Below are 25,368 nucleotides of genomic sequence, written 5' to 3'. Positions count from 1 at the left end.
AAAGTTATTGGCGGGACGTGTGCGGCACATCGGTCGCGCGCTTATTCGAACAACGGTTCCAGCTGCGTCGGATCACTGGGCGCGTGGTGCCGGTTCAACACGCGCTTTCCTTCTTCGTCGTCCTTCACTGTCTCGCAGAAGAATTCGAGCCGGTTGCCGTCCGGGTCCGTGAAGTACACGCCGATACCCACCTTGTGGTCCGTGATCTTCACGATGGGCACCTTGCGCCGCAGCAGCATGCCGTAAAGGCGACGCAGTTCCATGATGTCGCCGGCAATCTCGAGGCCATAGTGCTGCAGGCCGATCGTGCCGAGTTCAGCGTCCGAGGCCGCACGAATCAGCGCGATATCGTGGTGCTTCTTGCCGAACGACATGAACACCCACTGTTCGCTGCGTGCCGTCTCGGCCATACCGAGCACTTGCGCATACCATTCGCTCGAGGTGACGGGGTCGCGCACGAAGAGCGAAAGGTGCGTTCTCTGAATCTGCGGTGTGCGCAGCGGCAACCCCGATGCATTCGCCGCACGCACACGTTCCTCGATTTCCGAAGGCGTCATGGCTGGTCTCCCTCTTCAATCAATGCGTCGACTGGACATGAGCGACAAGCGGTGCCTCGAATGGCGTCCACGCCACCGCCGTGATCTCGCTGAACTCGCGCCATTGCTTTGTCCAGCGGCGGCCACCGTCGTGCGAGCAGAAAAGATGACCATATTTGGTGCCTGCATAGACCCGCTGCGGCTGCGCCGCATGCACGCCGAAGGCCCAGAAGGTCGAGTTCGGCGGCATGTCGAGTTCCATCTCGATCCATTCGTGACCGCGGTCGTGCGACCGGTAGATGCGTGTGCGGCTGCCGGGTGTGCCGTCGCCGATCGCCATGAGCAGATCGCCGTCCGGCCCCGGCAGTTGCGTAACGGTCCGCGTGTAGTAGAGGCCGTCGAAGCGCTCACGCGAAAGTTTTCCGTTCCATGTCTCGCCGTCGTCCTCGCTCACGTAGACCGCGTTGACGGTGAGCAGCACCGTGGTCTTCGCTTTGTCGCTTGTGGCGGGCAGCACGGCGATGGCGTGAATGTCGCTGTTGCGGATCGCCGTACCGGGACCGTCGATGCGCGTCCAGCTCGCGCCCGCGTCGCGACTGCGCCAGGCCCCACCCTCTTCCAGGCCGAACCAGACGTCGCGACTGTTATCGGGATCGACACAGATGGTGAGCAGCCGTGGACGATGAACGCCGGAACAGAACTCGGGGAACTCGGGCGTCGCACGCGTCCACGTGAGCCCGGCGTCGGTCGATTTGTAGAGCGCTGCACGCGAGGGCGCGCCCGTACCGGCATAGAGCACGGAAGGATGGTTGGGGTCGATCGCGATGGACCACACCGTCAGGCCGTTCAGCAGGTTTGTGGGCCGGTGCCAGTGCGCACCGCCGTCGTCGCTGATGCACAAGCCCGAGTCCGCTCCGGCGTAGATGCGCGAGGGCGTCGAAGGGTCCACGGCAAGCGCGCGAACGATGCCGTCGAACTCGATGGGTTCTTCGAGCCCGAGACGATGCCAGGTCTTGCCATCGTCATTGGAGCGCAGAATGCCCTGCCCCGCCGTTGCGACCAGTACAGTTGCGGTCATGAATCGATACTCCTCGTGTCAAAGGAAAATGCCGCGCGTGAGGCCGCCGTCGCAGCCCACAGATTCGCCGGTGATGGAGCCGGACTTCGGCGAGGCGAGAAACGCCACGATCCAGCCCATTTCTTCGGGCTGCAAAACACGGCGAATCGGCGTGGCTTTCACGTAGTTGGCCTCCACCTGACTGGCTGTGAGCCCCTGTTTTTGCGCTTCCTTCTCATAAAGCTCATGAATGTGCGGAGTCTCCACCACCCCCGGATGAATCGTATTCACCGTGATGCCGTCAGGGCCCAACTGGTCCGAAAGCGTCTTCGTCATGTGCACGACGGCAACGTTACGCATGCCGGAAAGCTGCTTGCTACCGCGGCCCGTCAGCCCGCCGATGTTGATGATCCGGCCGAAGCCGTTGCGACGCATGTACGGCGCCGCGGCCTTGGCACAGCGCAGATAGCCGACCACCTTGATGTCGATGTCCTGCAGCAACCCGTCGGGATCCGCGTTTTCCAGTTCTGCGCGCACGAGGCCGCCCGGATGCGCGGCACCGTTCAGCAGGATGTCGAGCCGCCCGAAGCGTTCGACGGTTGCCGCCATCGCCGCTTCCACCGAAGCCATGCTCGTGGTGTCCACGCTGACCGGGAGAATCGCGCCAACACTGTCGCCGGCCGACGCGAGCGCCTCGCGAATTTCCGCTGCCGCGCTTTCGAGATGCTCCATGCGGCGAGCCGCAATGGCAACGTTGACGCCTTCGCGAGCCAGTTCGAGTGCGACCGCCTTGCCGATCCCCATGCTGCCGCCCGTAATGAAGGCGACCTTTCCTTTGAGTTGCAGATCCATGACGAAACCCGTAGAGATTCAGGAAGTAGTGAAGTTGAGATTCAAGGCAGGCGCATCTCGATGAGCCGCGGCCCTTCCGTGTCCGCGAGCGCGCTTGCAAGAGCCTGTTCGAGCGCTTGCGTGGTGCTCACTGCTTCGGCCGGCACGCCGTAGCCGCGCGCAAGCGAAAGCCAGTCGATGGGGGGATCGTCGAGCAGCGTGAGGCGACGCGAGTTCGGGGCGTCGTCGGGAAAACCACTGCGCTTCAGTTCGGTCTGAAGGATTCCGTAACGTCTGTTCGACGCAATCAGAATGACGATGGGCAAGCGCTCCCGCGCCATGGTCCACAGCGACTGGATCGTGTATTGCGCGCTGCCGTCCGACTGCAGCGCAAACACACGACGATCCGGGCACGCCACCGCGGCACCCAACGCAACCGGCAAACCCTGACCGATTGCGCCACCCGTATTGGTCAGAATGGTGTGCCGACGAGCACGTGCCGATGCCGTCACGAACGGATACCCGCAGGTGCCGCCTTCCACCGAAACGATCGCGTTGTCGGGCAATGCATTCGAAAGAATGCGTCCCACGGCCTGCGGCGTGAGCGGGCCGGCATCCACCGGCCAGTGGCCCGTTTCCACGCCAGGCACGCCGGCTACCGCTTCGATGCGCTGAACCAGCGCCTCCAGCGCCTCGTCGGCGGCCTCGCCTGGCGCGGCCAACGTGAGAATGTTCTCGGGCGCCGCAAGCTCGCCCGGAATGCCTTCGTAGGCGAAGTACGTGACGGGCGCGCGCGCACCGGCGAGCACGACGAGGCGCCCGGCCAGTGCTTCGCGTGCCGGCTCCGGGAAATAGGGCAGCCGGTCGATGTCGGGCAGGCCGCCGCCCCGCTCTGTCCGCGCGGGGAATGTCTCGCTGAAGCACGTCGATCCCGTAGCCGCTGCAATTCGGGCAGCGGCCCGTTGACCGCGAGCGGAGAGCGCGCGATCGCCCATCAGAAACGTGATCGGCGCGCCTGCAGCCACCAGATCCGCGACAGCCGCGACGTTTGCGGGGTCGAACGACGGTGTCGCAATCTTCGGTATGCCTGACGGGTTCGATGCAGGCGAATTCACGGATTGCAGATCGACGGGCAGCACGAGCGTCGCGACGCCACGCTGGGCGCCCATGGTCGCGGCGATGGCGTCGTTCGTATCACGGCCGAGATCGGCTTCGGTCGCCACGCTGCGGTACCAGACGGACACGGGACGGGCCAACGATTCGATGTCGGATGTGAGCGGCGCGTCGTACTGCAGATGCGCGCGCGCGTGGTCGCCGACGATGTTGAGAATGGGCGTGCGGGCGCGGCGGGCATTGTGCAGGTTCGCAATACCGTTCGCGTGCCCCGGTCCCAAGTGCAGCAGCGTCATGGCGGGCTTGCCCGCCATGCGGCCGTAGCCATCCGCCGCGCCTGTGCAGACGCCCTCGAACAACCCCAGAACGGCCCGCACGCCGGCCACCAGATCGAGCGCACGGACGAACGGCATTTCAGTCGTGCCGGGGTTGGCAAAGCAGACGTTCACGCCCGAATCGCGCGCGGTCTCCAGCACGACGCATGCGCCGTTGCGTTGGTCGGGGGCCATGTTGGGTGTCTCCATGCGGTCACGCTCGGTTTGGTTCGGTTGGCGTGACTATAATCCCGCAATTGGAGATTTGTCAAAAATCAATCATCGAGCCTATGGAGTTTGATCTGACGCTCAATCACCCACATTTTTCGATCTCATAGAAGGCTAAGTGAGCACCATCCGTCGTCTATGCCAACATGGTGAACTATCTACAATACCGTTTTGTGGGATTCTCGTACACGCTTAGCCCATACGAAGGCACGGACACTGCCCCTGGTTGTGACGAAGACGGACGCCCAGCCTGCATGCGCCGCAAAGCGCCCGCGCCGTAGCGGCGCCGACATGCGCAGGGCACGCCGGCGCCCACTTCCCATAGCGGACTAGAACCGGTGCCGTACGCCCACGATCACGAGTTCCTGCGTTGCCTTCCCTCCGTCCACGTAGGCGTCGGATATCACCGCCTGCGCCGCGCCCGCGCCGTTGCTGCCTGACGCATGGCCGTAGCTCATCGTGCCGTACACGTCCGTGCGCTTGCTGAGTGCGTAGTCGGCAGCCAGCGTGACTTGCTGATACGTTGCGGATGAATCGCCGTGCGACTTCAGGTAGTTGTACCCAACCTCGTACAACAACGCCGGCGTAGCCTGCCAGGCTGCAAACACTGAACCGTTGTTGTAGCGTTCTGCATTCCTGAAGGTCGAGTTTCCATCGGCGAGATACTCGGCGTAGCTGTAGTAGCCGCCCAGCGTGACGGAACCCACTGCGTACGTTGCGCCCGCGCGAGCGATGTTGATCGCGCTGGCCGTTGCGTAGGCATTGTTGACCGGCGAAAGGAAGATGCTGTCAGCGCTGCTCGTGCCGCGCTTCGACAACACCGTGTTGCCATTGTCGATGTGCGCGTAGCCGCCCGCTATCGTCAGCGGTCCGCGGCTATAGGAGAGTGCCGCGTTGTATGCCTGCCCCGAGCCCACTGAACCGGCCACCCCGCCGAACCCATACATCGCGGCGGCCTGCAGCCCGCCCCACGACGGGCTCGTCCATTTGACGGCGTTACTGTTGCGCACCGATCCGTCCGCGTTGTCCACGTCGCCCGGCGCGGTGAAGTACTCGAGAAAATTGTCGCCCTGAATGGGTAAAACGAGATCCTGCAACGTATCCTGTTGACGGCCCATCGTCACTGTGCCGAACGCACCCGCCAGTCCGACATAAGCCTTGCGGCCGAACAGCAACCCGGAGTTCATCTTGCCGTTGTTGACGTTGAAACCGTTCTGCAAGTTGAACAGTGCACTCAGCCCGCCGCCCAGGTCTTCCGTACCTCGCAAGCCCCATTGGCTGATGGACATCTGCCCGGACTGCAGTTTGATTCCGTTACTCGCGCCGCCTGTGTTGTGCGTGTACTGGATCGATTCATCGATGACACCGTAGAGCGTCACCGAACTCTGCGCGAAGGCGTTACTGCACATGCCGGCGGCACATGCCAACGTGGTCGATGCTATCCATTTCATTGCTTTTTCTCCGTCGTTGCGTGGTCAAGGGAAGTCGATCAGAAGCGCGCGACATTTATGTCTGAATATTTTGTATACCTAAATTTATTGCTGACACGATTGCAAACTTCCGGGCGATGCCGACCGCCCGGAATTCAGCAGCGTTCTAGCCGCACGCGCTCACCGGCCTTGCGCTTCGCGTGCCCGGTGCCGGAACAGACAGATCAATTCGCTCGCCACGTGTGCCGCCGCGAGCGCGGTAATGTCCGCATGGTCGTATGCAGGCGCCACTTCGACTACGTCTGCGCCCACCATATCGATCGACGTCAGCCCGCGAATGATCGACAACGCCTGCGCCGTGGAGAGACCGCCGGGTACGGGTGTGCCGGTACCCGGCGCGAACGCCGGATCCAGACCGTCGACGTCGAACGTGAAATAGGCGGGCCGCTCGCCGACAATTTCGACAATCTTCTGGACCGTCGCCTTGACGCCGTATTCGTGCACCCACGGTGCGTCGAGCACGTGGATGCCCATGAAGTCGTCATTCCACGTGCGTATGCCGACTTGCACGGAGTGCTCCGGATCGATGAGCCCCTCCTTCACAGCCTTGTAGAACATCGAGCCGTGGTTGAGGCTGTCCGGTTGATCGTCGGGCCACGTGTCGCAATGTGCGTCGAAATGGATCAACGACAACGGCTTGCCATACTTCTGCGCATGAGCCACGAGCAACGGGTAGCTGATGTAGTGATCACCGCCCAGCGTCAGCATTTTCGAACCCGCGGCGAGTATGGCGTGGGCGTGGGCAACAATGGCCTCCTTGACGGTGGACGGATTGTGCACGTCCAGCCAGCAATCGCCGTAGTCGATCACCGCGTAGTCGTCGAACGGATTGATACCCCACGGATAAGGCAGCAATACGCCGAGCTGACTGCTCGCGGCACGAATCGCGCGTGGACCGAGCCGCGCGCCAGGGCGATTCGTCGTGGCGATATCGAGCGGCACGCCGGTGATCGCGAGGTCGATGCCGGTCAGGTCCTTCGTGTACAGGCGACGCATGAACGACACGACACCCGCGTACGTGTTCTCTTTCGAAGAGCCATACGGCGACTCGCGGCGAATGGCGCCGTCGCCGCGCAAGACTTGCTGCTTTTCCATTATGTGTCTCGCCGTTGTGTGTCGGCGCCGCGAATGACGGCGCGTGTCAGATGCCCAATGCGCATCCGTCCTTGCGGTGATCGGAAGCACCGATCAGCGTGCCGGCATCCCAATCGATGCGGATGGCCTGCGCGCCGCCAATCGCCCAGTTCGGCGCAACCAGTTCCACACCACGTCGCGTCAACGCCTCGCGCACCGCAGCCGGCAACGTGCTTTCGGCTTCCACCAGACGCGTGCCGGGCCGTGGGAACAGGCGCGGCAGGTCCATGGCCGTCTGCATGTCAAGGCCATAGTCGAGCACCTTCGACAGAAAATGCGCATGCCCCATTGCCTGATAGTGGCCGCCCATCACGCCGAACGTCATCTGCACCTTGCCGTCGCGCGTCACCATGCCGGGGATGATGGTGTGCATGGGCCTTGCGTGCGGGGCAATCGCATTCGGGTGCCCGGCCTCCATCGAGAAGCTCTGCCCGCGGTTGTGCATCATGACGCCGGTTTCGGGCGCCATGATGCCGCTGCCGAACGGATGAAACAGCGAATTGATGAAGCTCGCGCAGTTGCGTTCTTTGTCGACCACGCAGATATAGACCGTGTCCTTGTGTTCGGCGGGCTTTACAGGCGGCCTGTCGTGCATGGCATCGCCTGCGCCGACACGCGCGCGCAACGCACTGATCGACGCATCGGACAGCAGCTCGTCCACGTCCATCTGCCGGCTACGCGGATCGGCCAGCAGCACGTCGCGCAGTGCATAGGCCACGCGTGTCGCTTCGATTTCGCGGTGCAGCCGGTCCGCCCCAAGCGGGTCGTCGTTGGCTTCGAACTGTTCGAGCATCTTCAAGATCAACAGCGCGACGATACCCTGCCCGTTCGGCGGACATTCGTGCACCTCGTAACCGCGAAAGCTCGCCTTGATGGGCTTGACGTATTCGCCGTGAAACTGCGCGAAGTCGTTCATCGTGTGGAGGCCGCCCATGCCGCGCAAACGCGCAACGATATCTTCGGCGATGAACCCCTCGTAAAAGGCTCGTGCGCCGGACTGCGCGATCGCCTCAAACGTGCGGGCGAGCAGCGGTTGACGGTGCACGGTGCCCGCACGCGGCGACTCGCCGTCTATCAACATGTGGCGCCGGCTCGTTTTGTCCAGCGACAATAGCTGCGCCTGATGCGCCCAGTCCGCTGCCGCGCGCGGTGCGACGGCGTAGCCGTTTCGCGCCAGCTTGATTGCCGGCGCGAGGAGCTCGGAAAGCGGCAGCGAACCATGATCGCGCGCCAGTGTGGCCCACGCATCCACGGCGCCAGGCACCGTTACCGCATGCGGCGAATGGCGCTCGATAGTAGACACGCCCAGCGCACGAAGCGACTCCACGCTGGCTGCTGCCGGCGCCCAGCCCGAACCGTTGAAGCCGACGATGTCGTCGCTGCCGCGCCGCGAATAGAGCGCAAAGCAGTCACCGCCTATCCCCGTTGACCCCGGTTCCACGACGCATTGCACGGCGCACGCGGCAATTGCGGCGTCCATCGCGTTGCCGCCTGCTTCGAGAATCCTGACTGCGGCCAGCGTGGAAGCAGGATGCGAAGTCGCGGCCATTCCTTCCGTGGACATGACGAGCGAGCGGCCCGGCTGTTCGAAATCTCTCATGTATCCCCCAAACTCAGCGATGAGCCAGCGACTGCCGCCACGCGAGCGTATCGTCCAGCGCTTTCTTCGAACCGTCGAACATCTGGTCGATCTGATCGTGCGTGATGATGAGCGGCGGACAGAAGTTGAACGTGTCGCCCAGCGCGCGCGTAATCACGCCATGCGTGAGCGCACGCGCGCCCGCATACGTGGCCACGCCTTCGGAAGGCGGGAACGGTTCCTTCGTCTCTTTGTTTGCGACCAGCTCGACGGCCGCAAGCAGCCCCGCACCCCGCGCCTCGCCGACGAGGGGATGCGTGCCAAGCTCGGCCAGGCGCTGCTGGAAATGCGGCATCACGCTGCGTACGTGTTCTAGAACGCCGTCTTCTTCGTAGATGCGTAGCGTCTCCAGAGCAACGGCGGCACACACCGGGTGGCCGCTATACGTGAAACCGTGGCCGAAGGTACCGATCTTCTCGCTTTCTGAAACGAGCCCGCGATAGATCGCATCGTTCACCATCAGCGCGGAAATGGGCAGGTAGCCGGCCGAAAGCTGCTTGGCCATCACGATCATGTCGGGACGCATGCCGTACGTCTGCGAGCCGAACATGTTGCCCGTGCGGCCAAAGCCGCAAATAACCTCGTCGGCCACGAGCAGAATGTCGTAGCGCTTCAGGACCGCCTGAATCTTCTCCATGTACGTGGCGGGCGGAACGATCACGCCGCCGGACGCCATGATGGGCTCCGCGAAGAACGCTGCGATCGTTTCGGGGCCCTCTTTCAGGATCAATTGCTCAAGCGACTCGGCGCAGCGCGTCGCGAACTGCTCCTCGGTTTCGCCCGGATTCGCGTAGCGATAGTAGTGCGGGCAGTCCGCGTGCAATATGCGGTCAATGGGCAGATCGAAGTCGCGGTGGTTATTCGGCAAACCCGTGAGGCTTGCCGATGCGATCGTCACACCATGATAGGCACGCACTCGCGAAATGATCTTCTTCTTGTTCGGTCGGCCGATCGCATTGTTGTAATACCAGATCAGCTTGACCGCAGTGTCGTTGGCCTCCGATCCCGAATTCGCGAAGAACACCTTGGACATGGGCACCGGCGCCATGGAGATCAGTTTCTCGGCAAGCAGGATGGAAGGCTCCGACGATTTGTGTCCAAACGCGTGATAGAACGGCAGCTTTCTCATCTGCCTGTCCGCGGCATCGGCGAGCCGTTGCTCGCTAAAACCCAGCGACGCACAAAACAGCCCGCTCAGTGCTTCGATATAGCGCTTGCCTTCCGTGTCGTAGACGTAGACACCTTCGCCACGGTCGATCACCATCGGGCCAACGTCGCGATGCAGGCTGAGATTCGTATAGGGGTGAAGATAATGATCAATGTCGTTCTGTTTCAGGTTTTGCATGGGATCTTCCCGGTGTCGTCTCTTCCACGAATGAATGACTATGTGTTTGCCGCCCGCCGTGCTACTTCACTGCGCCGGACAGGAACTTCTGCAGACGCCCGCTTTTCGGTGTCTTCAATATTTCGCGCGGATGCCCTTCTTCCTCCACCACGCCCTGATGCAGGAACATGACGTGGTTCGACACCTCGCGCGCAAAACCCATTTCGTGCGTGACCACGATCATCGTGCGGCCCTCTTCCGCGAGGTCGCGCATCACCTTCAGCACGTCGCCCACGAGTTCGGGGTCGAGCGCTGACGTCGGCTCGTCGAACAGCAATGCCTCCGGCTCCATCGCAAGCGCGCGGGCAATTGCGACGCGCTGCTGTTGCCCGCCGGACAAATGGGCCGGATAGGCATTTGCAAAGCGCGACATTCCTACCTGTTCGAGATAGCGCTTCGCACGTTCGGTGGCCTCCGCCTTGCTGAGCTTCAGAACGTGCCGCGGTGCTTCGACGACGTTCTCCAGCACCGTCATGTGCGCCCACAAATTGAAGTGCTGAAACACCATCGCGAGCTTGGTGCGCATCTTGCGCAATTGCGCCGGGTCCGAAATGCGGATCTGGCCATTCCTGTCCATGGAGGTTCGCACCTCGCCGCCACTCAACGTCACGCGGCCCGATGAAGGCGATTCCAGAAAGTTGATGCACCGCAGGAGCGTGCTCTTGCCCGAACCGGACGAGCCGATCACGCTGATCACGTCGCCCTGCTTCGCGGCCAACGAAACTCCTTTCAATACTTCGTTTTCGCCGTACCGCTTGTGAAGATTCTCGACAGATAGTGCGTTCATGTGAGGTGGCTCTAGCCTCTGGCCAGTTTGATAAACGGTTGTGCCCGCAGATGCGCGAGGTATCTGCGTTCGGTCAGTCGGATCAGGAACGTGAAGAGGGTGGTGAGCCCGAAATAGACCGTCCCAACGGAAATGAAGGCCTCGAACGGCGCGTAATAGTTCGCGTAGAAATCGCGTGCGGCACCTGTCAGGTCGATCAGCGTAATGGCGCTCACCAGCGACGTGCCGTGCAGCAACAGAATGATTTCGTTGCTGTAGACCGGAATGAACCTGCGCAACGCAGAGGGCAGCAGAATGCGGCGCCACGCCGTCACCCGACTCATGCCGTAGGCCTGCGCGGCTTCTATTTCTCCGTATGGCGTCGTCCTGATGGCGCCCGCGAGAATCTCCACCGTGTACGCACAGGTGTTCGCAGTGAGTGCGATCATGGCGCAGCTGAATGGGTCGCGCAGCAGCAACAGCACCGGATTGCCGCGTTGCCACCCGTCCTGCACCCACTGGAATTGACCGAACCCGTAGTAGACGATCATCAGCTGCGCAAGCAACGGCGTGCCGCGCATGAACCATGTATACGCCGCCACCGCTCCGCTCGCGAGACGGTTGGGCGACACACGCAACACCGCAAGCGGAATGGCGATCAGGAGACCGAGCGCCAGCGAGTACACCGTCAGTTGAATGGTGACCCAAAGACCGTTTGCGTAGGCGGCAAACAGTGGAGCCATTTCTTCGTAGTTCATCGGTGCAGACTCCCTTCACGCACGCCCCGGTTCAATCGCACACGTGTTCTTGCGAGGCACGCGGTGGAACCCGACGTCACCAGCAGATAGACGGCGCATGCAGCGAGATAGAACGTCATGGGCGCCTGGGTCGTGCGGCCGGCCTGGTCCGCGATGAACATGACGTCCTGCAAACCGATCAGCGATGCAATGGCAGTGGTCTTCAACAGCACGAGCCAGTTGTTGAGTGCCGCGGGCAACGCGAGGCGCACCATCTGCGGAAACAGAATGCGGCGAAACGCGAGCCATCTGGAAAAACCGTATGCGCGGGCGGCCTCCATCTGACCGGCCGGTACGCCGAGAATCGCGCCGCGAAACGTCTCGGTGTAGTAGGCACCGAAGATGAAGCCGATGGTGAGCACTGCGGTCGCGAAGGCGTTGACGTCTGGCGCGTGAAGGCCGAAAGCGGCGGCAATCCGGTTCAGAACGATCTGGCCGCCGTAGAACACCAGCAGCATCATGACGAACTCGGGCACGCCGCGAATCAGCGTCGTGTAGGCCGTGGCCACGGAGACCAGAAAACGCGATGGCGACAGCTTGGCCATTGCCCCCGCCATTCCCACGCAAATGGCCAGCACGACGGAGAGCAGCGCGAGCACGAGGGTTACCTCGGCGCCTCTCAGCAATGCAGGTAGATATCTCTGCAGCTCTGACATGACTTTCCTTCAGCCCCTCTCAGGACCACGCGTGTCGAACATGCCGGCGGCCTTCACGCCGCCGGCTTCGAGACGGTCAATAAATGTCGAAATCGAAGTACTTCTTCTCGATCGACTGATAGACACCGTTGGCGCGAATGGCGTTGATCGCCTGGTTCAACTGCAGGCGCAGATCGTCGTCGGACTTGCGGACCGGAATGCCGTAGCCCTCGCCCAACAGCGTCTTCTGCTCGGGCGTCGTCCCGACAATGGGCGCGCCGACGAACTTGAAGTTGGCACCCTCGGGCTTCGTGAGGAACGCCGAGTACGCAGCGGTTGCATCCTGCAAAGCGGCGTCGATGCGACCGGAGCGCAGATCGAGATACACCTCGTCCTGCGTCGGATAGCGGACCAGTTGGACGCCGTTCTGCACCCAGTACGCGGTTGCATACTTGTCCGCCAGCGTGCCGCGCTGCACCCCGACGCGTTTGCCTTTGAGTTCAGCCAGCGTCGCATCCTTGATCGGGCTGTTCTTCGCGACGACGAGCCGGCGCGGCGTGTTGTAGTACTTCTCGGTGAACGCCACTTTCTGCTTGCGTTCTGCGGTAATCGCGACGGACGCGACGATCGCGTCGATCTTGTCCGCCAGCAGCGCCGGAATCAGGCCGTCCCAGCTAATCTGCACCAGCGTGCAGTTCGCGTGCATCTGCGCACACAGCGCGTGAATCATGTCGATGTCGAATCCAACGGGCGTGCCGTCCGGCTGCATCGACGAGAACGGCGGGTAAGCGCCCTCGAAGCCGATGCGGATGTCCTTCCACTCCCTGGCGTGAACGTTCGTTGCGCCCAGCACGAAAGCCATGAGCAGTAGAAATTTCTTCATACCTCGCTTCATATCGATACCCCAGAAAAGATCGCTTTTGAAATGACTGCGGGTTTAAAGCCACACCTTGAAAATCATATTTCTGTAGCACTTCTTATCAATTTTGACGAAAGCCTTTCAGGCTTTGCGAAGAGATTCAGTTCCCGGTGGTCATCCACCGGCGCAGGGCGGGCACGGTCGCTTCGATGTGTTCCCGCACGGCCGATTCGAGCATCAGTGGATCGCCCGCCTTGATAGCGCTGATGAGCGTCATATGTTCGTCGCGCGACGTCATCGGTTTGTCATCCAGGCCCAGCCATAGCCGCATGTGCGGCTCCACCACTGCATGCAGACCCGCGATTTGCGCGACGAGACGCTGACGCCCGCATAGCTGGCAAAGGTACTCGTGGAAACTGCGATGGACAGTGACCCACTGCTGGACGTCGGACTCGACGCGCTCCATCGCATCGATCAGTCGCGCGAGTTCGGCAATGTGCTCAGGCGTGATCTTCGGCAATGCCATGCGCGCGGCCAGCCCTTCAAGCACGCCGCGCATGCCAAACACTTCTTCCATCTCGTCCGCATCGAGGCCGCGCACGACCGCACCGCGATTCGGCCGGATGACGACCAGGCCTTCGCTTGCAAGCCGGCGAAACGCCTCGCGCACCGGCATGCGGCTCGTTTTGATTTCCGCGGCGATCTCTTCGGGAACGAGCCGGTCGCCGGCCTTGAACGTGCCCATACGAATGCGGTAAAGCACATATGCGTAAGCCTCTTCCTCCGCCGTAGCAGGGAAACGGCCCAGCAGCGATTGGGGGCGTGTGTCCATGTTCATGGGTTGCCGCTTTGCGCGAGACGCAGCACGTCGCAGGCGACGCACCAGTGGCGGCCCCCTTCTTCTCTGCTTGCGTGGCTTGCTTGACCTGCGCGTGCTTGCCGTCTGCCATCTTGCCGGCTATCGATTCGCTTCATGAAAGTATTTTGTAATAGTGGATATTTGTATCTATGGATGCACTATAAGTCGCCAAAAATCGTGTCGAGTAGGGGATATCCCTGATGATCCCTGGTGGTGAAGACGGAGATCGGGGAGAGGCACGCCGGCATGGCATCGCCCCGGAGAGGCGGCCGGCACGCGGTGAATCTTTACTGCTGTGGCAGTCCGCCCGTCGCCCTCATTCAAACCGGACACAATAAACAGGCGGCAAATGTGCCGAAACCAGTTGCCAGCTTTCGCCGCCATCGCCGGATGTCCATAGCGATCCCGTTGTCGACCCCATCGCGAGCTGTGTGCCGGAGTCGTCTACCGCGAGCCCGTGCCGATATACGAGGTCATACGCCGGTGCGGCCGGCAACCCGTTCGAGAAACGTTCGAACGTGCGGCCGCCGTCGCGGGTGCGTGTGACGACGAGCCGGCCGTCCACCGGGATCCGGCACTCGTCTTTCACTGCGGGCACGAACCACGCGGTGTCCGGCTCCCGCGGATGCACGGCCACTGCGAAGCCGAAGCTCGATGGCTGCGCTTCGATGCGCTGCCAGTGCGCCGCGCCGTCGGTCGAGCGGAAGATTGAGCAGTGATGCTGTGCCCAGAGCGCCTCGGGGTTCGCCGCGCATTGCACGACGCGGTGCGGGTCTTGCACGTTGGCCTCGCCGCGCCGCTCCGGCGGCATGTAGTCGGCCTCCATGCCCTCGGCAGTGGGGTGCCAGGTCGCGCCGCCGTCGGCGGTTTGCCAGACGCCGCCGCACGACACACCGACTGTCACGTGGCGACTGTCGCGCGGATCGACCATGACGGAGTGAATCCCCGGAGCGTCATAGCCGCCTCCGAACCATTCGCGGCGTCCCGGCCGATCCCACAGCGCGCGGTTGAGCACCCACGTGTCGCCATGATCGTCGGAACGGAAAAGCCCGCCTGGAATCGTGCCCGCCCACAAGACGCCCGGCTCGTCCGGACCGCCCGTCTCCAGCGACCAGATTTGCTGAAGCGTCCAGGCAGGGGCCGGCGGGCTGGGCGTCGCGGCGCTCGCATGGTCCGCGCCGGTGTCTGCCGTCCCGCTCGCGCCCTCGCCGGTGCGCGCCTCGTCGGCTGGCTGCGGCGGGTAGACGGGGACCGCACACGCTTCCCACCCGGCCATGCCCGCGCGCCGACGATGCAGCTTCACGCCGAAGTGGCCGAGATTGAGCGCGGCATAGAGCGATCCGTCGCGCGGATCGGGCAGCACCATACTCACCGGTTCGCCAACAAAATGCGGCTCGCCGAGACTCCAGTTGCCCTTGCCCTCGGCTTTCAGAACGAACAGACCTTTGCGGGTTGCGACAAGCAATCGATCACTCATGTCGGGTGTCTCCTGCGAGGCGGCGTCGCTGCTTCAGCGCCTGCTTTGGGTGCTCGGGTACGGATCGCTCGCTCTATCCGCCCGAGAGTGCCTGTACGACGTAGACCCGGCTTTCCTCGCCGAGCACATCGGACAGATGTTGTCGGTCGCGCACCGGCCGGCCGTCGATGAACACGGCGAGATGCCGCCGCAGTGAGCCCTGGTCATCAAGTATGTAGCCGCGCAGCGGAGGCTGCGCCGTAAAGACGGCCTCGAGCGCTTCGCCCAGCGTGCTTGCATCGATCTCGCGCTCGGGCGTTGCGATATGCCGCTGGATCGAAGCGGCGAAGAAGATATGCGCCATGGCGGGTAGCGGCGCAGGAATGGCCGCGGCCGCTGGTTCTGTAGTTTAGGCGATCCGTTCGTTCGAAGCCGACTCACGCGTGAGCTTGTCCAACACCTGAACTGCATGTTTCAAAAGCTCGCGCTCTTCCTCATTCGTTCTCGACAGAAGCTGCATCGTCAGCCACTCCGTTCGCGCAGCCCTGTCTTTTTTAAGTTGTGCCCGGCCAGCCGGGGTCATATGCACGAGATAAGCGCGACCATCCTCGGCATCCTGCACCAGGCTCAGAAGTCCTTGATCGACCAGTTTCATCACGATCAGGCGCATGGTCTGATGCGTCACGCCCCTACCGGCCGCCAGCATCGCGATGCTGACCGGCCCCGTGCGTTCGAGAAAGCCAAGCGTTTCGTTCTGGGCATTCGACTGCGTTCCGCTGTGCTCGCGCACCGCTCGCACGAGGCGACCTACAACGTCGCGAACCGATTCGGCGAGAAGTGCGGCACCGCGTGCAGATGCCGGCGAAGTCTTCGGAGAGGATTTACCCATATCGAAAACTTCACGCCTTCTGCAATTGCGCAATGACGGCGGCCAGCGTGTTGACGCCCCAATGCTCCACGTATTGGCCATCGCGCACGCGAACAATATCGATGACGTCGATCGAGACGGTGCGCCCCGTTGGCTCGATACCGAACAGCGGTCCCGCATGACGACCCGTGATGGTCTTTCGCGTGGCGACCTTGTCGCCCTCGCATAGCTGGTCATGAACGTGAACCTGCATGTCTGCAAGCGCGGGACGCAACAGGGTGTCGAACGTCTTCCACATGGTCTCGGCGCCCCGCAGCGCAGCATCAGGCGCAGACCAATTAACGAAATCGGGCGCCATTAAAGCGTCGAACGATTCACGATTCCCGTCCTGGATGACTTCGCGGTTGAAGCGCATTCCTACCTGTTTGGGGTGATTCGAGTCCATGCTGGGTGCCTGTCGAAAAGTGGCGGTATCGGCATACTATACAGCACAGCTGTATATATCAAGAGCGAACCGCTTTCTGCCTCCGGCCCCGTTGGAGCCACTCAACGTTCTCGACCATGGACAGTGGGTGAGATTAGCTGCGCGCGATCTCCCTGAGAAATCTTTCGATCCGGCGATCGGGAACGATCCACATCGCGGCGACGAGCGCATACAGAAAGTAGGACGCGGCGGGTGCAACAAAGGCCAGTGCGATGCCGGCGAGGTAAAGCACGGGCGAAACCTTGCCCTTCCAGTCGGCACCCAGAACCTGCCTCATCACTGACGCTTTACCCTGGGCATGCATGATCGTGATCTGGAGCACGTACCAGGCGAGCGCACTGGTGAGCAGCGATACCCCATACAGCGCCGTGGGCAGCGGCGCGAAGCCGTGTTCCCCGGCCCATGCGGTCGTAAACGGAATCAGCGAGAGAAAGAACAGCAAGCCGAGATTGGCCCAAAGGATGCCGCCCGTGACGTCCTGGATCAGGTGGGCGAAGTGATGGTGATTGTTCCAGTAAATCCCGACATAAATGAAGCTGAGAACATAAGACGTGAACGTCGGCCACAGCGCCAGCAGCGCCTGAAACGTCGCGTCGTGCGGAGCGTGCATTTCAAGCACCATGATCGTGATGATGACCGCCACGACGCCGTCGGTGAAGGCCTGCAGTCTTTCGGCTCTCATATGGAGTTCCTGAAAACGTTATTGGTGTTCATTGCCGGTCCACAAGCGAAACGCCGGGAAACCCCGGCGTCGATCTAATCCGATGAGGGACTGGCAGACCCGGAGGTGGATGCGTGCTCACCCAGCGTCACACTGTTCGCGAGCACTTTGATACGTTCAGCCGTGTGGTTGTCGAGCGGCGTGTACACGATCATGCCAAGATCCGGCCGACCATCGACCGAGAATGCCGAGTACTCGAGCTCGATCGGCCCCAGCTTCGGGTGCAACAGACGTTTCACGCCACCATCGGCATGGTTGTGCAGATCGTTCTCACGCCACAACGCTTCGAATTCGGGGCTTGTTCCACACAACTCATCGACGAGCTTGCCGGCCTCCGAAACGAGGCCCGCACGCGCCACGTCGGCTCTGAACGCACCCACGACAAAACGCGCGACGCTCTCCCAGTCATGCTGCACCGCCCGCACGCGCGGATTGCCGAACAGGAAACGCAAGATATTGCGTCCATCGGGCGGCAGTGCGCCGTAGTCGGTCAGCACGACGGCGGCGGCGCGGTTCCACGCGACAACGTCCCAAACAGGATTCTTGACGATAGCGGGACTGGATTGCAGTGAATCGAGAAAGCGCTGCAGCCGAGGACTGACGTCGCGGACGGCCGGGTATCGGACTTCCGGTGGTCTGCCCAACCCGAGCATGAACAGATGTTCGCGCTCGGCGTTCGTGAGCATCAGCGCGCCGGCAATGCGTTCGAGTACGTTTGCAGAGGGCGCTCCGCCCCGCCCCTGCTCGAGCCACGTGTACCAGGTGGAACTGATGTTCGCCCGCTGCGCCACTTCCTCGCGGCGTAGACCCGGCGTGCGCCGACGCCCCGAATATCCGAAGCTCGCGGGATCGAGCCGCGTGCGGCGGCTCTTCAGGAAGTCGCCGAGCGATGTGGGCTGGGTGACCGGCATGAGATTCCTGTTAGTCGTTTTACCGGGATAACGTCACTACTTTAACGGAATAAAAAATCGACAGATAGTTCAGGAAGTCAAGACCAGAGGAGTTGACGATGCGAATCTTTTTGACGGGCGCGACCGGTTTCATCGGTTCGGCCCTCGTTCCCGAACTGATTCAGGCCGGGCACCAGGTCACCGGAATGACCCGTTCGGAAGCCGGTGCACAGGCGCTTAGAGAGGCTGGCGCCGAGCCCCACCATGGCACGCTTGAAGATGTCGAAAGCCTGAAACGCGGCGCCGCGAAGGCCGATGCCGTGATCCACCTCGCGTTCGACCACGACTTTTCACGCTTTGTTGAAAACTGCGAAAAGGACAAGCGCGCGATCGCTGCGCTCGGCTCGGTGCTGACCGGCTCGGATCGGCCGCTTCTCATCACGTCGGGTACGGGCGTGGGCATCGGTGAGCACGGCGAACTCGCGCGCGAGGACGTCTTCAACACGACCCATCCCAATCCGCGCATCGGCTCGGAGATCGCAGGAAACACCCTGCTCGACGCAGGCGTGAACGTGTCGGTGATGCGGTTGCCGCAAGTGCATGACATGCGCAAGCAAGGACTGATTTCGGTCCTGGTGGCGATCGCGCGTGAGAAAGGTGCCGTGGCCTATGTCGGCGAGGGCCGCAACCGCTGGCCGGCAGGGCATCTATCCGACGTCGTACGGCTTTATCGGCTCGCGATCGAAAAGGCGGAACGAGGCGCGCGGTATCACGCGGTGGGAGAAGAGGGTGTCAGCAGCCGCGACATCGCCGAATCGCTCGGGCGCGGCCTCAAGCTGCCTGTCGTGTCGATCGCGCCGGAGCAGGCGCAAGCCCATTTCGGCTGGATGGCCATGTTCGTCGGAATGGACATGCCGGCCTCCAGCGCGTTGACTCAGGCTCGCCTCGGTTGGCGGCCAACCGGGCCGTCGCTCATATCGGACCTGGACCAGGGGCGATATCAGTAGCTACGGCGCCAACCTGCACAGCATCCCTGTCCACCGCACCAAGGCCGATGGCCCGGGCGGGCTGCGGCCTTGGTCCAAACATCCATCAGCGTCAAAGAATGCGGTTCAAGGCGTCGGCGAACCTGGCGACCGCGCCTTCGACGTCATGCAGTTTGTCGAGGCCGAACAATCCGATGCGGAAGGTCTTGAAGTCTTCGGGTTCGTCGCATTGCAGAGGAACGCCGGCTGCCACCTGCAAGCCGGCCTCCGCGAATTTCTTGCCGGATCGTATGCCGTCGTCGTCGGTGTAGCTGACCACGACACCCGGGGCCTGGAAGCCTTCGGCCGCCACGCTTTTGAAACCTTTGCCAACCAGCAGCGAACGAATGCGCGCGCCGAGTTCGAGCTGCTCCGCTCTCACTTTGGCGAAGCCATACGCCTCGGTTTCCTTGATTACGTCGCGCAGTTTCGCGAGGCTGTCCGTAGGCATCGTGGCGTGATAGGCGTGCCCGCCGTTCTCATAGGCCTCCATGATCTGCAGCCATTTGCGCAGATCGCACGCGAAGCTCGTACTGGTGGTCGCTTCGATTCTTTCGCGGGCCACCGGACCGAGCATGACCAGCGCGCAGCAAGGCGACGCGCTCCAGCCTTTTTGCGGTGCACTAATCAGGACATCCACGCCCGTGGCCTGCATGTCGACCCAGACCGCGCCGGACGCGATGCAGTCCAGCACAAACATGCCGCCCACGGCGTGCACGGCGTCGGCCACGGCACGCAGATAGGCATCGGGCAGCAGCATGCCAGAGGCGGTTTCGACATGCGGAGCAAAGACCAGATCGGGCTTGCTTTCCCTGATCGCGGCGACCACTTCGTCGATGGGGGCGGGTGCATAGGCGGCCTGCCTTCCCGGTTCGACGGGACGCGCCTTCATCACGATCGATTCGGCGGGAATGCCTCCCATCTCGAAGATCTGCGACCAGCGGAAACTGAACCAGCCATTGCGGATGACCAGACACTTCCTGTTGGTCGCAAACTGCCGGGCCACGGCTTCCATGCCGAAGGTCCCGCTGCCCGGGACCACCACGACGGACTTCGCGTTGTAGACCCGCTTCAACGCACCGGATATGTCGCGCATGACTCCCTGGAAGAGTTGCGACATATGGTTGATAGAGCGATCGGTGTATACGACTGAATATTCGAGGAGGCCCTCGCGGTCGACATCGGGAAGTAAACCTGGCACGCTCGCCTCCGGTAAGGAGTGGACAATACCCGCAAGTATGTCCCACTTTTTCACAGACGGTTGCGGCTTGTTGGCAGGGTTTCTATGGAGCCCTTGCCCCAGCCCACGGAATACCCACTTGATATAGATCAACCCTCTCCCGCAGAAATCATTATTCAAATTAGATCGTTTTTTGAAACACGCGTTTAAGGTTTTGCACCTTTAATAGGGGCGCAACCGATGGGTAGATATTACTGCCCAGGCGCAGCCATCCCTAATTCGCCCGGATAACAAAAAGAGTATCCGTCGACGAAATAAGCATGGAGCCGGCAGTTCAGCCTCCCTGCGGAGCAGAACCTTTCTTCAGACGACTGAGATAGAAACAAAACCACGCTGTGCTCAAGCGTTGAACACGTCCATTTTGAGCGCCGTCCTCTGCATTCTCGATTCCCCCCATCAAGAAAAAACTTCAGCGAACGTAAACGCGCTCATATCGCTATTTGAGTATTCCCGAATATCGAACCGCACTCGTTCTCGTGCCGTTCAAAGATTATCCATAAGCCGATGACGCATACGCAAGATAGATTGGCCTGGCTGGCAGCCCCCCTTCTCGGATGTGCCGGCGCACTGGCTTGCCTCGCCTTTTCGTCGTTCAGCGTCGGCGGTGCCGCCGTCGGCGCGGGGCTTGCAATCGCCGGCATCGTGGCCGGCGTGCGGCAGCGAAACACCAGCGTGCGCGTCTTGCAGCAGCTGTTACGGTACTTCGATAGCCAGCGCGCGTTCAGCGACGAACTTGCGCCCGTCTGGGCCCGGCACATCGAATCGTCGCGCGCGCAGATGGAAGAAGCGATCACCGCGCTGAGCGGACGGTTCGGCGGTATCGCGTCGCGGCTCGACACCGTGCTCGGCGTTTCGACAAACCGCGACGGGACATCGGGGGGCAACGACGTCTACGCATCGAGCGAGCTCGAGTTGCAGGCCGTCGTCCAACGGCTGCGCGCGGCGGTGGACAGCAAGACCGCCATGCTCACCCAGGTGCAGGGGCTGCACGGCTTCGTCGACGAACTGCGCGACATGGTGGAAGCGATCAAGCTCGTCACGCAGCAAACGAATCTGCTTGCGATCAATGCGGCTATCGAGGCAGCGCATGCGGGCGACGTGGGGCGCGGATTCGCGACCGTTGCGCAGGAGGTGCGCGCGCTGTCGCGCAGATCGAGTGAAACGGGCGTGAGCATCGCCGCCAAGATCGAGACGATTCGGCACGCGATCGTCTCGGCATGCAACGCCGCCGAGCAGACAGCGGAGCACGATACCGTCGCCATGTCCGACTCCCAACACGCGATCGAGCAGGTCCTGGTTCGATTTCGCGAGTTCACCTCCTCGCTTGAATCGGATACCGAACTACTGCGCGGCGAGAGCCGCAGCATAAAGGCCGAAGTATACGAAGCGCTGGTCCAGTTGCAGTTTCAGGACCGCGTGAGTCAGATCATGCAGCACGTGAAGGCCAACATCGAGCGCCTTCCGTCTGTCGTCGACCACCACTGTGCGCAATACAAAGCCGGTGCTGAGATGCCGACACTCGACGCCGCGGAATTGCTCGGTGAGCTGGAGCGCACCTATGCAATGGCCGAAGAGCGTGCGCTGCATCGAGGCGACGTGCATACCAAAGCGCACGCCCAGACCCAAACGCAAGCATCAGCGTCGAACTCCGACATTACTTTCTTTTGAGGACAACCATGGCTAAGACCATCATGATCGTCGACGATTCCGCGTCGGTGCGGCAAGTCGTCGGGATCGCGCTGCGAGGCGCGGGTTACGAAGTCATCGAGGGATGCGACGGCAAGGACGCACTGACGAAGCTGCATGGACAAAAGGTTCATCTGATGATCAGCGACCTCAACATGCCCAACATGGACGGCATCGCGTTCATCAAGGCGGTCAAGCAGATGCCCGCCTACAAGTTCACGCCGATCGTCATGCTGACCACGGAAAGCCAGGACACGAAAAAACGGGAAGGACAGTTGGCCGGCGCCAAGGCATGGGTCGTCAAACCGTTTCAGCCGCCTCAATTGCTCGCCGCCGTCGAAAAGCTGGTGTTGCCTTGAATCGCGAAGAAGCCGGAGTCATTGCGATGGATGCCACCTATACCGCGCCGATCGACGTGCCGATGACGATCTATCACGCCGCGGAACTCAAGGAGTTCATGCTCGATGCGCTGGAGCGCAGCGGCTGCGTGCGCTTCGACTTGTCGGCCGTTCCCGAAATCGACTGCGCCGGCGTGCAACTGCTCATCGCCGCGCAGCGCCGTGCCGCGGAGCGCCAACAGGTCTGTGAATTCGTCGCTGCAAGTGATGTCGTGCTAACGACACTCGCGCTGCTCGGCCTGCCCCAGACACTGACGCAGGCGCAATCGCCGGCCCAAACGCTTTCGGCGCTTCAGGAGCAAGCTTTATGAATATCGACGACGCACTGCAGACCTTCATCGCCGAGAGCCGCGAGCTGCTCGGGATGATGGAAAGCGGCCTGCTCAGCATGCGCGAGAGCGCCGACCCGGGCGACGAAATCAACGCCGTTTTCCGTGCGGCGCATACGATCAAAGGATCGTCTGGACTCTTCGGCATCGACGGCATCGTAGCGTTCACGCATGTGGTCGAAAGCGTGCTCGACCGCGTACGGGACAACGAGATCGGCATCGATGAATCACTGATCTCGTTGCTGCTCTCGTGCGGCGATCACATCGGCCTGCTCGTGGAGCTCACGGCGGAAACAGGCAATTGCGCAGACGAGGCGCTGCTCGCACAGGCGCAGCCGCTCGTCGATGCGCTGGGCCGCTATCTCTCGGCGCCGCAGCATGCGGCGCAACCGAAGTCCGATATCGCAACGGACGACCGTGCTGAAGCGGTCGCGGCATCAGGCATGCAGCGTTGGCTTGTCTCGCTGCAATGCGGCGAGCCCGTGTTGCGCAACGGGATGGACCCGCTCTCGATCATCCACTACCTCGCCCGGCTCGGCGAAGTCACCCAGGTGTGCGCGAATGGCGACCGCGTTCCGTCGCTCGACGTGCTCGATCCCGAAGCCTGTTTTCTCGGGTTCGAAATCGAGCTGCTCAGCGACGCGGGTCGGCAAGCTATCGAAGGGGCATTCGAGTTCGTCCGTGAGGACTGCGAGCTGAAAATCCAGACCGATAGCGAGCAAATCGCAATGCCACCGGCCGCACCGGTGCAGCCGGTGGCCGAATCGCCAGCCGACGCCGTCTCGATGGTGGAGGAGGCCTTGCCGGGCCAGAGCGCAACGGCTGCCGCCGCGGCGCCTGCGCGCAGCGGCAGCGCCGCGCGCGAGAACAAATCCGCCGACTCACACTCGATTCGCATTGACGCGGACAAGCTCGACCACCTGATCGATCTCGTCGGCGAACTGATTACGGCATCGGCAAGCACGGAGCTTGCCGCACGCAAGACGCAGAACACCGAGCTGCGCGAATCCGCGGCAACGCTCAATGGTCTGATCCAGAAAGTGAGGGACAGTGCGCTGCAACTGCGCATGGTCAAGATCGGCGCGACGTTCAACCGCTTTCGCCGCGTGGTGCATGACGTCGCGCAGGAACTCGGCAAGCGCATCGACCTGGTCGTCGAGGGAGAGGACACGGAACTCGACAAGACGGTGGTCGAGAAGATTGGCGATCCGCTGACGCACCTCGTTCGCAATTCGATGGACCACGGCATAGAGCCGGCGGACATTCGCCGCGCGCGCGGCAAGCCGGAACAAGGGACCGTGACGCTGAACGCCTTCCATGATTCGGGCTCTATCGTGATCGAAGTGAGCGACGATGGCGGCGGCCTCGACCGGAATCGCATCCTCGCCAAGGCGGTGGAGCGCGGGCTCGTCCCACCGGATGCCGCACTCTCCGACGACGAAGTCTATGCGCTCATTTTCGAGCCGGGCTTTTCGACGGCCGAACGCGTCACGAACCTGTCGGGGCGCGGCGTCGGCATGGACGTGGTGAAGCGCAACATCACCGCGCTGCGCGGCAGCATCGGCATCGATAGCCGCCCGGGGCTCGGCACCACGATTTCGGTGAGGCTGCCGCTCACGCTCGCCATCATCGACGGCTTTCAGGTTTGCGTCGGCGATTCGATCTTCATCCTGCCGCTGGATGCCGTCGAGGAGTGCGTCGAATTCTCGTCGAGCGGCGTGCATGACTACACGGATCTGCGTGGGCAGGTGCTGCCTTTCATTCGACTGCGTGAGCGTTTCGAACTGGAGGGTCCGGTCAGTTCGCGCCCGAACATCGTCGTCGTCAAGCATGCCGGGCAACGTTTCGGTCTGCTTGTCGATCGGCTCCTGGGTGAAGGGCAAACCGTCATCAAACCGCTGTCGAAGGTATTCGGCAAAGTGCGCGGCGTGAGCGGCTCGACCATCCTTGGTAGCGGCGACGTCGCCCTGATTCTCGACATCGCCGATTTGATGGCAATGGCCGGACCCATGGGGTCGAACTCCGGGAGCCCGGCTCTCGCAACCTGTTAGGCCCTGAGGATCCGCCCCATGACTCGCTTGACACAGCCCCAGATCCTCTCGCCGGACGCAGCACAGCGCTCGGCGCAATACCTCACGTTTCTGCTTGGCGGGGAGATGTTCGGCATCGGCATTCTGACCATCAAGGAAATCATCGAATTCCACGAGGTGACGCCGGTGCCGATGATGCCGCGCTGTGTGCGGGGCGTCATCAATCTGCGCGGCGCCGTCGTGCCGGTCGTCGATCTGCAGGCGCGCTTCGGGCGACAACCCACGCCTGTTACCAAACGCACCTGCATCGTCATCGTCGAGCTGGGCACGAGCAGTGAAATTCCCGTGATCGGCGTGGTTGTCGATGGGGTGAGCGAAGTGCTCGACATCACAGCGAGCGACATCGAACCCGCGCCGGCGTTCGGCGCGCAAATGCGCACCGATTTCATCGCAGGCATGGCGAAGGTGCGCGATCGCTTTGTGATTCTGCTTTCCGTCGAGGACGTTCTCGCGATCGACGAACTGGCCGCGCTCGCAGGAGAGCAGCAGCTTGCAGCCCCCGCGCTCGCATAGAACCGTTGTATTGAATCCGCTCTTCG

Annotated in this window: 26 protein-coding genes; 6 read left to right on the top strand and 20 right to left on the bottom strand. The window is 62.1% G+C overall.

Features of this window, described 5'->3' with window-relative positions:
* Nucleotides 1–41 precede the first annotated feature (41 nt).
* From PKKP23_RS11745 to PKKP23_RS11655, 19 genes are all read right to left on the bottom strand, one after another.
* The gene (locus tag PKKP23_RS11745; protein WP_017775043.1) at nt 42–557 is read right to left on the bottom strand and encodes a VOC family protein; all 516 of its coding nucleotides are present in this window, start codon (nt 555–557) and stop codon (nt 42–44) included.
* A 19-nt stretch (nt 558–576) separates the two neighbouring features.
* Nucleotides 577–1,614: a WD40/YVTN/BNR-like repeat-containing protein gene (locus PKKP23_RS11740; RefSeq protein WP_126877009.1), complete on the bottom strand. Its 1,038-nt coding sequence runs from the start codon at nt 1,612–1,614 to the stop codon at nt 577–579.
* A gap of 18 nt (nt 1,615–1,632) precedes the next feature.
* Nucleotides 1,633–2,445 carry an SDR family NAD(P)-dependent oxidoreductase gene (locus tag PKKP23_RS11735; RefSeq protein WP_126877008.1) on the bottom strand — a complete coding sequence of 271 codons (813 nt, stop codon included), beginning with the start codon at nt 2,443–2,445 and terminating at the stop codon, nt 1,633–1,635.
* Between the two features lie 41 nt (nt 2,446–2,486).
* The gene (locus PKKP23_RS11730; protein WP_126877007.1) at nt 2,487–4,046 is read right to left on the bottom strand and encodes an acetolactate synthase large subunit; all 1,560 of its coding nucleotides are present in this window, start codon (nt 4,044–4,046) and stop codon (nt 2,487–2,489) included.
* 362 nt (nt 4,047–4,408) lie between these two features.
* Nucleotides 4,409–5,530, bottom strand: coding sequence for a porin (locus tag PKKP23_RS11725; RefSeq protein ID WP_126877006.1), 1,122 nt, complete (start codon nt 5,528–5,530; stop codon nt 4,409–4,411).
* A gap of 159 nt (nt 5,531–5,689) precedes the next feature.
* Complete coding sequence (gene speB / locus PKKP23_RS11720) at nt 5,690–6,664, bottom strand: agmatinase (RefSeq protein WP_126877005.1); 975 nt, start codon at nt 6,662–6,664, stop codon at nt 5,690–5,692.
* A 46-nt stretch (nt 6,665–6,710) separates the two neighbouring features.
* Complete coding sequence (locus tag PKKP23_RS11715) at nt 6,711–8,303, bottom strand: gamma-glutamyltransferase family protein (RefSeq protein WP_126877004.1); 1,593 nt, start codon at nt 8,301–8,303, stop codon at nt 6,711–6,713.
* Nucleotides 8,304–8,316: 13 nt separating this feature from the next.
* Entirely contained in the window at nt 8,317–9,723 is a 1,407-nt protein-coding gene (locus PKKP23_RS11710; protein WP_275094569.1) for an aspartate aminotransferase family protein, read from the bottom strand.
* Nucleotides 9,724–9,748: 25 nt separating this feature from the next.
* On the bottom strand, nt 9,749–10,513 hold the full coding sequence (locus PKKP23_RS11705) for an ABC transporter ATP-binding protein (protein ID WP_026121496.1): 765 nt from the start codon (nt 10,511–10,513) through the stop codon (nt 9,749–9,751).
* Nucleotides 10,514–10,524: 11 nt separating this feature from the next.
* Nucleotides 10,525–11,250, bottom strand: a complete 726-nt coding sequence (locus PKKP23_RS11700; protein ID WP_126877002.1) for an ABC transporter permease — start codon at nt 11,248–11,250, stop codon at nt 10,525–10,527.
* On the bottom strand, nt 11,247–11,945 hold the full coding sequence (locus tag PKKP23_RS11695) for an ABC transporter permease (protein WP_026121495.1): 699 nt from the start codon (nt 11,943–11,945) through the stop codon (nt 11,247–11,249). The genes PKKP23_RS11700 and PKKP23_RS11695 overlap by 4 nt, the downstream gene beginning before the upstream one ends.
* A gap of 76 nt (nt 11,946–12,021) precedes the next feature.
* Nucleotides 12,022–12,807 carry an ABC transporter substrate-binding protein gene (locus PKKP23_RS11690; RefSeq protein ID WP_017775032.1) on the bottom strand — a complete coding sequence of 262 codons (786 nt, stop codon included), beginning with the start codon at nt 12,805–12,807 and terminating at the stop codon, nt 12,022–12,024.
* A 136-nt stretch (nt 12,808–12,943) separates the two neighbouring features.
* Complete coding sequence (locus PKKP23_RS11685; RefSeq protein ID WP_126877001.1) at nt 12,944–13,621, bottom strand: GntR family transcriptional regulator; 678 nt, start codon at nt 13,619–13,621, stop codon at nt 12,944–12,946.
* Nucleotides 13,622–13,958: 337 nt separating this feature from the next.
* Entirely contained in the window at nt 13,959–15,119 is a 1,161-nt protein-coding gene (locus PKKP23_RS11680) for a WD40/YVTN/BNR-like repeat-containing protein (protein WP_126877000.1), read from the bottom strand.
* Between the two features lie 73 nt (nt 15,120–15,192).
* The gene (locus PKKP23_RS11675; protein WP_017775029.1) at nt 15,193–15,462 is read right to left on the bottom strand and encodes a MoaD/ThiS family protein; all 270 of its coding nucleotides are present in this window, start codon (nt 15,460–15,462) and stop codon (nt 15,193–15,195) included.
* 45 nt (nt 15,463–15,507) lie between these two features.
* Nucleotides 15,508–15,987 (bottom strand): MarR family winged helix-turn-helix transcriptional regulator, encoded by a 480-nt coding sequence (locus tag PKKP23_RS11670; RefSeq protein WP_126876999.1) that lies wholly within the window; start codon nt 15,985–15,987, stop codon nt 15,508–15,510.
* A gap of 10 nt (nt 15,988–15,997) precedes the next feature.
* Nucleotides 15,998–16,411, bottom strand: a complete 414-nt coding sequence (locus PKKP23_RS11665) for an ester cyclase (protein WP_126876998.1) — start codon at nt 16,409–16,411, stop codon at nt 15,998–16,000.
* Nucleotides 16,412–16,544: 133 nt separating this feature from the next.
* Nucleotides 16,545–17,132, bottom strand: coding sequence for a TMEM175 family protein (locus tag PKKP23_RS11660; protein WP_017775026.1), 588 nt, complete (start codon nt 17,130–17,132; stop codon nt 16,545–16,547).
* A gap of 74 nt (nt 17,133–17,206) precedes the next feature.
* A complete protein-coding gene (locus PKKP23_RS11655; RefSeq protein ID WP_126876997.1) occupies nt 17,207–18,082 on the bottom strand; it encodes a helix-turn-helix transcriptional regulator in 876 nt (291 codons plus the stop codon).
* Between the two features lie 98 nt (nt 18,083–18,180).
* Here PKKP23_RS11655 and PKKP23_RS11650 point away from each other — a divergent pair, with 98 nt between their 5' ends.
* A complete protein-coding gene (locus PKKP23_RS11650) occupies nt 18,181–19,068 on the top strand; it encodes an SDR family oxidoreductase (protein WP_126876996.1) in 888 nt (295 codons plus the stop codon).
* A gap of 91 nt (nt 19,069–19,159) precedes the next feature.
* On the opposite strand, the gene PKKP23_RS11645 is transcribed toward PKKP23_RS11650, so the two are convergent.
* Nucleotides 19,160–20,287, bottom strand: a complete 1,128-nt coding sequence (locus PKKP23_RS11645; RefSeq protein ID WP_042300348.1) for an aminotransferase class V-fold PLP-dependent enzyme — start codon at nt 20,285–20,287, stop codon at nt 19,160–19,162.
* A 681-nt stretch (nt 20,288–20,968) separates the two neighbouring features.
* Here PKKP23_RS11645 and PKKP23_RS11640 point away from each other — a divergent pair.
* The 5 genes from PKKP23_RS11640 to PKKP23_RS11620 are packed head-to-tail and all read left to right on the top strand — an operon-like array spanning nt 20,969 to nt 25,342.
* Complete coding sequence (locus tag PKKP23_RS11640; protein ID WP_240658923.1) at nt 20,969–21,994, top strand: methyl-accepting chemotaxis protein; 1,026 nt, start codon at nt 20,969–20,971, stop codon at nt 21,992–21,994.
* Between the two features lie 8 nt (nt 21,995–22,002).
* Entirely contained in the window at nt 22,003–22,371 is a 369-nt protein-coding gene (locus tag PKKP23_RS11635) for a response regulator (protein ID WP_017775021.1), read from the top strand.
* Nucleotides 22,368–22,721, top strand: a complete 354-nt coding sequence (locus PKKP23_RS11630; protein ID WP_240658921.1) for an STAS domain-containing protein — start codon at nt 22,368–22,370, stop codon at nt 22,719–22,721. Before PKKP23_RS11635 ends, PKKP23_RS11630 begins: the two co-directional genes overlap by 4 nt.
* Nucleotides 22,718–24,790, top strand: coding sequence for a chemotaxis protein CheA (locus tag PKKP23_RS11625; RefSeq protein WP_126876994.1), 2,073 nt, complete (start codon nt 22,718–22,720; stop codon nt 24,788–24,790). Before PKKP23_RS11630 ends, PKKP23_RS11625 begins: the two co-directional genes overlap by 4 nt.
* Nucleotides 24,791–24,808: 18 nt before the next feature.
* Complete coding sequence (locus tag PKKP23_RS11620; protein WP_126876993.1) at nt 24,809–25,342, top strand: chemotaxis protein CheW; 534 nt, start codon at nt 24,809–24,811, stop codon at nt 25,340–25,342.
* The last annotated feature ends 26 nt before the right edge of the window (nt 25,343–25,368 follow it).

Origin of the sequence: Paraburkholderia kururiensis JCM 10599 = LMG 19447 (assembly GCF_003986935.1) — a bacterium.
GTDB lineage: Bacteria > Pseudomonadota > Gammaproteobacteria > Burkholderiales > Burkholderiaceae > Paraburkholderia > Paraburkholderia kururiensis.
This window is presented reverse-complemented; position numbering and strand designations above follow the sequence as displayed.

Excerpts from the sequence above, each read along its gene's own strand:
- PKKP23_RS11660 (WP_017775026.1), bottom strand. The coding sequence starts at position 17,132 with ATGAGAGCCGAAAGACTGCAGGCCTTCACCGACGGCGTCGTGGCGGTC.
- PKKP23_RS11730 (WP_126877007.1), bottom strand. The coding sequence starts at position 4,046 with ATGGCCCCCGACCAACGCAACGGCGCATGCGTCGTGCTGGAGACCGCG.
- PKKP23_RS11685 (WP_126877001.1), bottom strand. The coding sequence starts at position 13,621 with ATGAACATGGACACACGCCCCCAATCGCTGCTGGGCCGTTTCCCTGCT.
- PKKP23_RS11745 (WP_017775043.1), bottom strand. The coding sequence starts at position 557 with ATGACGCCTTCGGAAATCGAGGAACGTGTGCGTGCGGCGAATGCATCG.
- PKKP23_RS11635 (WP_017775021.1), top strand. The coding sequence starts at position 22,003 with ATGGCTAAGACCATCATGATCGTCGACGATTCCGCGTCGGTGCGGCAA.
- PKKP23_RS11670 (WP_126876999.1), bottom strand. The coding sequence starts at position 15,987 with ATGGGTAAATCCTCTCCGAAGACTTCGCCGGCATCTGCACGCGGTGCC.
- PKKP23_RS11700 (WP_126877002.1), bottom strand. The coding sequence starts at position 11,250 with ATGAACTACGAAGAAATGGCTCCACTGTTTGCCGCCTACGCAAACGGT.
- PKKP23_RS11735 (WP_126877008.1), bottom strand. The coding sequence starts at position 2,445 with ATGGATCTGCAACTCAAAGGAAAGGTCGCCTTCATTACGGGCGGCAGC.
- PKKP23_RS11680 (WP_126877000.1), bottom strand. The coding sequence starts at position 15,119 with ATGAGTGATCGATTGCTTGTCGCAACCCGCAAAGGTCTGTTCGTTCTG.
- PKKP23_RS11650 (WP_126876996.1), top strand. The coding sequence starts at position 18,181 with ATGCGAATCTTTTTGACGGGCGCGACCGGTTTCATCGGTTCGGCCCTC.
- PKKP23_RS11725 (WP_126877006.1), bottom strand. The coding sequence starts at position 5,530 with ATGAAATGGATAGCATCGACCACGTTGGCATGTGCCGCCGGCATGTGC.
- PKKP23_RS11625 (WP_126876994.1), top strand. The coding sequence starts at position 22,718 with ATGAATATCGACGACGCACTGCAGACCTTCATCGCCGAGAGCCGCGAG.
- speB (WP_126877005.1), bottom strand. The coding sequence starts at position 6,664 with ATGGAAAAGCAGCAAGTCTTGCGCGGCGACGGCGCCATTCGCCGCGAG.
- PKKP23_RS11705 (WP_026121496.1), bottom strand. The coding sequence starts at position 10,513 with ATGAACGCACTATCTGTCGAGAATCTTCACAAGCGGTACGGCGAAAAC.
- PKKP23_RS11740 (WP_126877009.1), bottom strand. The coding sequence starts at position 1,614 with ATGACCGCAACTGTACTGGTCGCAACGGCGGGGCAGGGCATTCTGCGC.
- PKKP23_RS11695 (WP_026121495.1), bottom strand. The coding sequence starts at position 11,945 with ATGTCAGAGCTGCAGAGATATCTACCTGCATTGCTGAGAGGCGCCGAG.
- PKKP23_RS11675 (WP_017775029.1), bottom strand. The coding sequence starts at position 15,462 with ATGGCGCATATCTTCTTCGCCGCTTCGATCCAGCGGCATATCGCAACG.
- PKKP23_RS11620 (WP_126876993.1), top strand. The coding sequence starts at position 24,809 with ATGACTCGCTTGACACAGCCCCAGATCCTCTCGCCGGACGCAGCACAG.
- PKKP23_RS11715 (WP_126877004.1), bottom strand. The coding sequence starts at position 8,303 with ATGAGAGATTTCGAACAGCCGGGCCGCTCGCTCGTCATGTCCACGGAA.
- PKKP23_RS11665 (WP_126876998.1), bottom strand. The coding sequence starts at position 16,411 with ATGGACTCGAATCACCCCAAACAGGTAGGAATGCGCTTCAACCGCGAA.
- PKKP23_RS11655 (WP_126876997.1), bottom strand. The coding sequence starts at position 18,082 with ATGCCGGTCACCCAGCCCACATCGCTCGGCGACTTCCTGAAGAGCCGC.
- PKKP23_RS11690 (WP_017775032.1), bottom strand. The coding sequence starts at position 12,807 with ATGAAGAAATTTCTACTGCTCATGGCTTTCGTGCTGGGCGCAACGAAC.